Raw genomic sequence first — 6,000 nt, 5'->3', positions numbered from 1 at the left:
GGTGTCGCCGGTCGCGGTTGCGCCGCCCACGGTCACCGTGCCGCCCGCTGCGCCGCTGCCGCCGGCCGCGCCTGCGCCGCCCATGCCGCCTGCTGCGCCGGCTGCGCCGTTGCCGCCTGCGCCGCCCGTTGCCGAGCCGGTGCCGCCGCCTGCGCCGCCGGCGCCAGCCACGGTACGGCCCGAATTGCCGCCGTCACCGGCGGTGCCGCCGCCGGCGTTGCCGCTCGAGCCACCCGCACCGCCCGAACCGCCTGCGCCGCCTTCGGCACCCGAGCCGCTCGATGCGTTCGAAGCCACGCCGCCGGCACCGCCGGAACCGGCCGTCGCCGCGCCGGCCATGGCGCTGCCGCCGCTGGCGCTGCCGGTCATGGCGTTGCCGCCGGTCGAACCCGACGCTGCCTGGCCGCCCGTACCGGCCGCACCCGCGCCGCCGTCGCCGCGTGCGTTGCCGCCCGTGGCGCCCGCGCCTGCGCCGCCGGTTGCACCGCCGGCATTGGCGTTGCCCATGTTGTTGGCGACGTTGCCGATGTTGCTGATCGAGTTGCCCGTCACGGTGCCGTTCAGGGTGCTGTTCGCCGTCGCGCTCGAGGTGTTGAAGGAGTTCGAGAAGGTCGACGTTGCCGTGCCGCCGTTATTGGCGGCGACCGCGCCGGTCGCGGCGGCGCTCGCGCTGCCGGTGCTGCGGTTCTGGCCCGAGCTGTCGCGCGAGGACGAATCGTTGCCCTGGTTCGAATTGTCGGCCGTGTTGGTCGACGAATTGTTGCCCTGGTTCGAGTTGTCGGTCGAGTTGGTCGAGGAATTGTTGCCCTGGTTCGAGTTGTCGGCCGAGTTGGTCGAGTTGTTGTCCATGCTGGCCGTGCCGCCGTCGTTGGCATTCACGCCGCTGCCGCGCTGGGTCACCGTGGTCGAAGAGTCGGTAGTCGGATCTGTCGTCTGGGCTTGTGCATTCAAACCGAAAGCGAGCGACAGGGCAGTAACGAGCAAAGTCTTGTTCATGCAAATTCCCCTAGGGTGTGTGTGGTTGAGTTCGACTGGCGTCCGTACCAGCTGAACCCGGACATATGCAAGAGGAATGCCAGGGGCGGATGAGTATTCTCAAATCCTTGATGTGCAAGCATAATTCCTCTACGAAATGACGGAATTGCGCATTGGAATTGTTGTTAGGAAAATAAGGCAACCGGGGTGTACCGGATTCGGAACATTTGTGTACCGTTTAACCGAGCTAGGGGTGGACACTGTCGCACTCGAGTTGACTGGCAGTCCGGTGTAGGACCTGTCCGACCGAGGGTGAGTGGCCCAGCAGCGGGGTTCTGGCACGTCACCCGGCTGCGCATACGAGCTGGCGGGTTGTGCCTGAGCTGAGCGTCCGGGGGGATTAAACGAAGACAGGCAGCGCGCTGCGCTGCCGTGGCCCGTCTGGAACCGGAGAGGTGGGAAGGCGAGCGCGGCGCTCAGGGCCGCATGCCGTGTTTGGCGAGCAGGCGGTACATCGTGGTGCGCGAGACGCCGAGGTCGCGCGCGGCGCGGCTGACGTTCTGGCCGGTGCGGTCGAGGCAGGCGCGGATCGCGAGGCGCTCCGAACTGCAGCGTGCGTCGTCGAGCACGGCCTCGATTGGCGGCGAGGGCACGACGAGGTCGAGGTCGTCCGGTTCGATCCATTTGCCGTCGGCCATCACCAGCGCGCGCCGTACACGGTTGATCAGCTCGCGCACATTGCCGGGCCAGTCGTGGGCCGCGATCGCCGCCAGGGCCTTGCTGCTGAAACCCTTCAGGCGCGGCGACTTGTCGGCCGAATGGAGCTGGAAGAAGTGTTCGGCCAGTTCGACCAGGTCTTCGCGCCGCTCGCGCAGCGAGGGCACCGTGACCGGCAACACCGAGAGCCGGTAGTACAGGTCTTCGCGGAAATCGCCGCGCGCTACGGCCTGCTGCAAGTCCACGTGCGAGGCCGAGATCACGCGCACGTCCACGGGAATGGCGCGCGTGGCGCCGAGCCGGATGATGGTCTTGTCCTGCAGGAAGCGCAGCAGGTTTGCCTGCAGGTCTTTCGGCAGATCGCCGATTTCGTCGAGGAACAGCGTGCCGCCGTTGGCCGACTCGATCAGGCCGACCTTGTCGCGCGCCGCGCCGGTAAAGGCGCCGCGTTCGTAGCCGAAGAGTTCGGAGTGGATCAGGTTGGGCGCGATCGCGCCGCAATTGATCGGCACCAGGGGACCGGTCGAGCGCAGCGACTGGCGGTGGATGGCCTGGGCCGTGAGTTCCTTGCCGCTGCCGCTTTCGCCCCAGATCAGTACCGGCGCATCGACCTTGGCGACCCGCTCGACCTGGCTGCGCAGGCGCAGCATGGCGTCGCAACTGCCGATCAGCGAGGAGGGCGCGGTGCCCGGCCGCGCACGCGGCCGGCGCAACAGGGCATGTCCGTGCGAATGGCCGAGGGTATGGGCCAGGCGCCGGGTGTCGAGCGGCAGCGTGTGGTAGTCGCACAGGTAGTCGGCTACCAGGTCGCGCCAGGCCGGCGCCGCGAGCGTGTCGGTCTTGGCCACGCCGACCCAGTGGATATGGCTGTACTCGCGCAGGAAACGCTCGACCTCGAGATGCGGCCGTCCGCCGATCACCTGCAACAACAACCCGACCAGATAAGCTTCCTGGCGCAATTCCGAACGTGCTTCATCGAAACTGCGCACGGTGCGGATCTGCCAGTCGGGCATGTCCGCCCGCAACAAATCGACTGCCACCAGGTCGTCGGGCGAAATGCAGAGTAATCGTCTCGGAATCATCCAATCTCCTCGCGTTAAGCCAGCGGCAGCGAACAGCCCCGTTTGGCTACGCCCCACAAGACTGTAACTATGGGTTAAGCATACCGCATGATTGGAGTTGTATGCCCGACAATTGAAATGGCCGTGTTTTGTTACCAACTCGACAATGCGCGGGGCTTGACCGCGCGACGAAGCTAGTGCAGGCCGAGAAGATCGGCGCGCGGATGGCCCCAGTTCGGCACATTCTCCGGGCAGGGCGGGAGCGAGCCGGAATCGAGCGGCAGGGTCGAGAAATTCGGCGCGTCGGGGACGCCGAAGCGCACATCGGTCGCACTGCCCTGCGCCAGCGAGGGCGCGCGCGCAAAGCGCAGCCAGGCTGCGAAGCGGCAATCGCGCGCCATCCGCTCGCGCAGCCTTGCCACCGAGCCTTGCTCTTCCCAGGACCAGGCGACCGGCTCCCTGCCTTCTGCCACGCGTACTCCGCCGATCTTCATCGGACAGGACGCTGCCGGCGTGAAGCCCGGCGCCAGGCTGAGCACGCCGCGGCGGATGCGGTAGGCGTCCGGTCCTTCGCGCGTGATGGCGATCGCGCCCCAGCACAGCGGATTGGCGGGAAAGGCGGACAGGGGCAGGTCGAGGATCTGCGCCGCGGGGGCGCTCTGGCGCAGCGCCGCCCGCAAGGCATCGCGCGCCTGTCCCGCCATCACGCCCTGCAGCAGCACGAAGCCGGCCATCACGGCGACGCCGGCCAGCAGCGCCGCGCGTTCGCCCAGACGCCGCGTCAGCACCAGGGCCAGCGCCCACAGTGCCGCCAGCAGGAGGTATGAACCCCATTGCAGGAAACCTTGTAATGTGAACAGCAGCGGCACCACCAGCAACAGCCCCAGCAGCAGCCGGCGCCAGCCGCGGCGCGCGACGTGCGCCGCCAGCGGCGTACCCAGCGCCAGCCAGAACACGGGTTCGACGATGAAGACGGCGTCGCCGTAATACCAGCGCGGATCGAAAGGTGCGAAGGGATGGATGCCGTAGACGTTGAGCGCATCCATGCCGAAATGCAGCAGCAGTCCGGCCCCGATGGCCGCCGCCAGCCCGCGCCGCGTTGCGCTATCCCTGCGCAACAGGGTGCGCGCCGCCGGCCACAACAGCCAGATTGCGGCCAGCAGGAGCAGCGCCTGGGGCAGCGCGTACAGCAGGGTATGCGTGTGGCCGCGATGGTGCAGCAGGTAGCCGAGCGGGGCCGGCGCGAGCGGTGTCAGCACCAGGTCGAGGTCGGGAAAATTGCTGGCCAGCGCCGCGCTCGTCAGGAGCAGGCGGCGGCGGGTACTGGCCTCGGCCGCATCAACTGGCGCCGGCAACAGGCAGTGGGTCAGTTCGCCGAGTGCGAGACCGACGAGGGAGTGAGTAAGATTGTCCATTGGGCAATATTAGCACCGTCCGCCGCAATGCCGGGCCCAGCACATACTCGTGGTTTCGAACAGTCAAGGGTAAATTTTTGACCTAGATCAAGGATTTCGCAGATGGGGCCGACGTAGAATCGGGGCTTTGATTTTTGCCGTACGGCAATAGTGGAGAACGCAGTGCGCACCAATTTGCCGGTCACCGGCATCGAATACCGGATGGAACCGGGCCAGTCCATCGTCTCGAAGACCGATACCAAGGGCCGCATCACCTACGTCAACCCCAGCTTCATCGACGTCAGCGGATTCGCCGAAGACGAGCTGCTGGGCAAGGCGCACAATATCGTGCGCCACCCCGACATGCCGCCCGAAGCCTTCGCCGACCTCTGGCAGACGCTGCAGGCCGGCCAGCCCTGGACCGGCATGGTCAAGAACCGCCGCAAGAACGGCGATTTCTACTGGGTCGTCGCCAACGTGGTGCCGGTCAAGGAAGCGGGACGCGTCGTCGGCTACATGTCGGTGCGTACCGCGCCCACACGCGAACAGGTCGCCGCCGCAAGCGAGCTGTACCGTAAGTTCCGCGCCGGCGAGCAGGGCGCGCTGGCGATCCGCGGCGGCCGCGCCGTGGGGACAAGCCTGGCTGCGCGCCTGCAGGGCCTGCGCCGCTGGCCGCTGGGTCGCCGTCTCGGCGTGGCGATGGGCGGCCAGGCGCTGCTGCTGGCCGCACTCGGCCTGGCGGCCGATGGCGCGCTCTGGCGGGGCCTGGCCGCCTTCGGCGTGCTGGGCACCCTGGCGGCCTGGGCCGCCCTGCGTCACGCCATCGTGGCGCCGCTGCGCGAAGCGCTGGATGCCGTGCACGCCCTGGCCGGCGGCGACCTCTCGCACCTGCCGGATAGCGGACACAGCGGCGAATTCGGCCAGCTGCTTCGCGCGCTGCGCCAGCTGAACATCAACCTGCAGGCCATCGTCGGCGACGTGCGCAGCAATGTGCGCGAGATCGAACAGACCACGCGCGACATCGCCACCGGCAACCTCGACCTGGCTGGCCGCACCGAATCCCAGGCAGCCAGTCTCGAGCAGACAGTAGGCAGCATCAAGCAAGTGGCGGGCGCCGCCGGCCGCAACGCCGACAGCGCGCGCCGCGCCGACGGCCTGGTGGGCGCGGCAGCGAACGTCGCCGGCCGCGGCGGCGACGCCGTCGAACGCGTAGGCGCCACCATGGGCCAGATCAGCGCCTCGGCGACGCGCATCGTCGACATCATCGGCCTGATCGACGGCATCGCCTTCCAGACCAATATCCTGGCCTTGAACGCGGCCGTTGAAGCAGCCCGTGCGGGCGAGCAGGGCCGCGGTTTCGCGGTCGTCGCCGGCGAAGTGCGCAGCCTGGCCCAGCGCTCGGCCGGCGCGGCGAAGGAGATCAAGGCCCTGATCGAGGACTCGGTGCAGAAGGTGGAGCAGGGCAACCTGCTGGTCGGCGAAGCGGGCCAGACCATGCGGGAAGTCGTCGCCTCGGTACAGGACGCGGCCGGCATCATGCACGACATCACCGAAGCCAGCCGCGCCCAGGGCGGCGAGCTGGGCGAAGTGAATGCGGCCATGGCCGCGCTGGATGCGATCACGCGCCAGAATGCGGCGCTGGTCGAGCAGTCGGCGGCGGCCTCGAACAATGTGGCGGAGGAGGCCGGGCGGCTGGCGCAGGCGCTGTCGGTGTTCAAGTTCGGGGCGGCTGCCTGACCGCGGCTGCCCAGCTCGGGCAATTTTGATCCAAATCAAGGATTTTGCCGACCTGCATCAATAGACTCCTCCTCATCAAGCCGTCCCGCAGCCCGCGGCGCGGCAGGCAGCAGGAG

3 protein-coding genes and 1 pseudogene are annotated in these 6,000 nt (G+C 68.1%); 1 reads left to right on the top strand and 3 read right to left on the bottom strand.

Features of this window, described 5'->3' with window-relative positions:
• The 3 genes and pseudogenes from C2862_RS25435 to C2862_RS24360 form a co-directional block, all read right to left on the bottom strand.
• Positions 1-996 (bottom strand): annotated as a pseudogene (locus tag C2862_RS25435) (hypothetical protein); the annotation flags it as partial.
• A 455-nt stretch (positions 997-1,451) separates the two neighbouring features.
• Entirely contained in the window at positions 1,452-2,774 is a 1,323-nt protein-coding gene (locus tag C2862_RS24365) for a sigma-54 dependent transcriptional regulator (RefSeq protein ID WP_136223548.1), read from the bottom strand.
• A gap of 173 nt (positions 2,775-2,947) precedes the next feature.
• The gene (locus C2862_RS24360; protein ID WP_136223547.1) at positions 2,948-4,168 is read right to left on the bottom strand and encodes a metal-dependent hydrolase; all 1,221 of its coding nucleotides are present in this window, start codon (positions 4,166-4,168) and stop codon (positions 2,948-2,950) included.
• Between the two features lie 162 nt (positions 4,169-4,330).
• On the opposite strand from C2862_RS24360, the gene C2862_RS24355 reads away from it, so the two are divergent.
• Entirely contained in the window at positions 4,331-5,884 is a 1,554-nt protein-coding gene (locus C2862_RS24355; RefSeq protein WP_168710160.1) for a PAS domain-containing methyl-accepting chemotaxis protein, read from the top strand.
• The last annotated feature ends 116 nt before the right edge of the window (positions 5,885-6,000 follow it).

It is taken from the genome of Massilia sp. Mn16-1_5 (assembly GCF_004798585.1).
Taxonomy (GTDB): Bacteria; Pseudomonadota; Gammaproteobacteria; order Burkholderiales; family Burkholderiaceae_D; genus Telluria.
The sequence above is the reverse complement of the archived record's forward strand: the minus strand, read 5'-3'. Positions and strand labels throughout refer to the sequence as shown.